Origin of the sequence: Phenylobacterium sp., from assembly GCF_036723115.1 — a bacterium.
Lineage (GTDB): Bacteria > Pseudomonadota > Alphaproteobacteria > Caulobacterales > Caulobacteraceae > Phenylobacterium.
Genome location: NZ_DAIMHV010000234.1, coordinates 1 through 2,283 on the forward strand (window position 1 = coordinate 1; position 2,283 = coordinate 2,283).

The 2,283-nt window shown below is 73.1% G+C and carries 5 protein-coding genes; all 5 read right to left on the minus strand.

Features of this window, described 5'->3' with window-relative positions:
- Positions 1-391, minus strand: a 391-nt coding sequence (locus V7D28_RS14920) for a Na(+)/H(+) antiporter subunit B (protein WP_333588169.1), incomplete at its 3' end; no start/stop codon positions are given.
- Positions 392-404: 13 nt separating this feature from the next.
- Positions 405-710: a cation:proton antiporter gene (locus V7D28_RS14925; RefSeq protein WP_333588170.1), complete on the minus strand. Its 306-nt coding sequence runs from the start codon at positions 708-710 to the stop codon at positions 405-407.
- Complete coding sequence (locus tag V7D28_RS14930) at positions 707-988, minus strand: monovalent cation/H+ antiporter complex subunit F (RefSeq protein WP_333588171.1); 282 nt, start codon at positions 986-988, stop codon at positions 707-709. Before V7D28_RS14930 ends, V7D28_RS14925 begins: the two co-directional genes overlap by 4 nt.
- Positions 981-1,493, minus strand: a complete 513-nt coding sequence (locus tag V7D28_RS14935) for a Na+/H+ antiporter subunit E (RefSeq protein WP_333588172.1) — start codon at positions 1,491-1,493, stop codon at positions 981-983. The genes V7D28_RS14930 and V7D28_RS14935 overlap by 8 nt, the downstream gene beginning before the upstream one ends.
- A gap of 49 nt (positions 1,494-1,542) precedes the next feature.
- Positions 1,543-2,172 (minus strand): retropepsin-like aspartic protease family protein, encoded by a 630-nt coding sequence (locus V7D28_RS14940; protein ID WP_333588173.1) that lies wholly within the window; start codon positions 2,170-2,172, stop codon positions 1,543-1,545.
- Between the last annotated feature and the right edge of the window lie 111 nt (positions 2,173-2,283).

The window sequence follows — 2,283 nt, forward strand, 5'->3', positions numbered from 1 at the left end:
GTTCGGCTTGGACCGCGCCGGTCAGGCCTTGCCCGCCCTGCACCGAGAGGCCCGCCCCGGCGAGGGCGGCGGCCACGGCGGCCGCGCCCAGGGCGATGAGGGGCGAAGGGCGGCTTCGGCGCAGCTGGGGGGCTTCTGGGTCGTCGTCGGCCGCGTCCTGGAGCAGGGCCGCGGCGCGCAGCAGGAGGACGCCGGTGAGGCCTGCGCCGATGGCCGCCTCGGCCAGGGCCACGTCGATGGCGCCCAGGCGCACCCAGGCGAGCGCCAGGAGGAGGCCATAGACGATGAACAGGCTGACGCCGGTGAAGAGGGTGCGCGCGCCCGCCACCGCCCCGAAGGCTGCGCCGACGATGAGCGCGCAGAGCAGGGCGTCGAAGACGAGATCGAGCATCACAGAGGCCCCCTCAACGCTCGGCGGGGGCGTCGGCGGCCGGCCGCGGCGGCGCGGCGGTGCGGGCGATGAGCTGGCTCACCGTGGCCGAGGCCGCGAGAACCAGGAGCCAGATCAGGGCGAGCTTCAGCACCGTCCAGAGGTCCTGGGCCTGGAGGGCGGCGCCGGTGGCGATGAAGCCCAGGCCGAGATTGTCGGCCTTGGTCAGGGCGTGCAGGCGGGTGTGGACATCGGGCAGTCGCAGGAGCCCCGCCGTGCCCGCGGCGAAGAAGACGAGGCCGGCGATCAACAGGAGGATGGAGGCGATATTGACGATCACGGCTCGTTCTCCGGATCGCCGGCGCCGTCGCGGCTGACGCTCTTGACGAAGGCCACGGCGGCGAAGGCGGCCAGCAGGGCCAGCAGCAGGGCCACGTCGAGAATGGCCGCCTCGCCCTCGGCGACGAACAGCAGGACGAGGATGGCCACGCCGCCGGTGCCCACCAGCTGGGCGCCCATCATCCGATCGGCGCGGGTGGGGCCGGCCAGGATGCGCAGGAAGCTGACCGCGAGGCTGGCCAGGACCAGCAGGGCGGCGAAGGCGAAGATCTCAGTCATCGGCGGCCAGGCGGGCATAGCGCGCCTCCTCCTGCGCCAGCTGGCGGGCCACGGCGCGGTCGGTGTCGAGGCAATGGACCAGCAGGCCGTCGTCGCGTTCGCCCGCGCAGAGGGTGCCCGGCATCAGGGACAGGCCGCTGGAGAGCAGCACCCGCGGGGCGCCGGCGGGCAGGCGGGCGGGATGGACCACCCAGCCGGCCTTGAGCGGCATCGCGGGATGGAAGACCCGCCAGGCCACATCGGCGCCGCCCACCATGGAGCGCCACAGGAAGCCCGGCGCCAGGACCAGAAGGTGGGCCAGGCGCAGGGGCCATTCTTCGGCGGGCGCCAGGTGACGCCCCAGCGCCACGGCGCCGGCGGCCGCCAGCAGTCCGAAGATGAGGGCGTCGGGCTTGGCGCCGGTCAGGACCAGCCAGGCGCCGAAGAAGAGGGCGAACCGGCTGACCATCCGCAGTCGGCCACGGCTACGGGATGGGCGGGAAACCATGGTCTGAGAACGGGCCATGGCTCAGGCTGTTCCCGGCGATCGACCAGGGTCAAGTTCGGGCCGACCCTTAGGCGGGGTCGGCCTCACCGCCGGCGCCGGCGGGGGTGAGGATCAGGGTGCGGCCTTCCACGCGCCAGGTCTGCAGCTGGGAGAGGAAGTTCATGCCCAGCACGTCCACATCGCCCAGGGTGGGGGAGATGACGACCTTGAGGCCCTGGGCCTCGATGCCCTCCAGCGCGAGTTGCTGCACCACCCCGGCCTCGGCGCGGACGACGCCGTTGGCGGTGCGCAGGACGATGGGCAGGAGATTGGTCCCGCGCTCCACGCCGGCGGCCCGGGCGGTGGATTCGGACAGGGCGGTGACCGTGGCCCCGCTGTCCACCAGCATGCGGCGCTCCACCCCGTTCAGGCTGACCGTGGCCCAGAAGTGACCGTCCCGGGACATGGGGATGCGGACCTCGTCGCCGGCCACCTCCTGGCGGTCGATGCCCAGCTGGGCGGTGAGGCGCGAGAGGTTGGGGTCATAGGGGGCGTGCTGGAAGAGCACGAAGAGGGTGCCGGCCAGCAGGGCGAAGGAGAAGAGGCCGCGGAAGGCCGGCCCGACCTTGGGCAGGTTGAAGAGCACGATCAGGACGACGGCGGCGCCGGCGGCGTAGAGGGCCAGCTGGGGCCATTCGGGATTGGTCGAAAGGGGCATGACAGCGCAGTTAGCGCGCAGGCGCCGGTTTTGATCCTGGGCGGCGCGCGCGCCGGCTCAGACGGGGGTTTCCTGGCAGTCGGCGGCGAAGGCCCGCGCCATGTCCGGGGG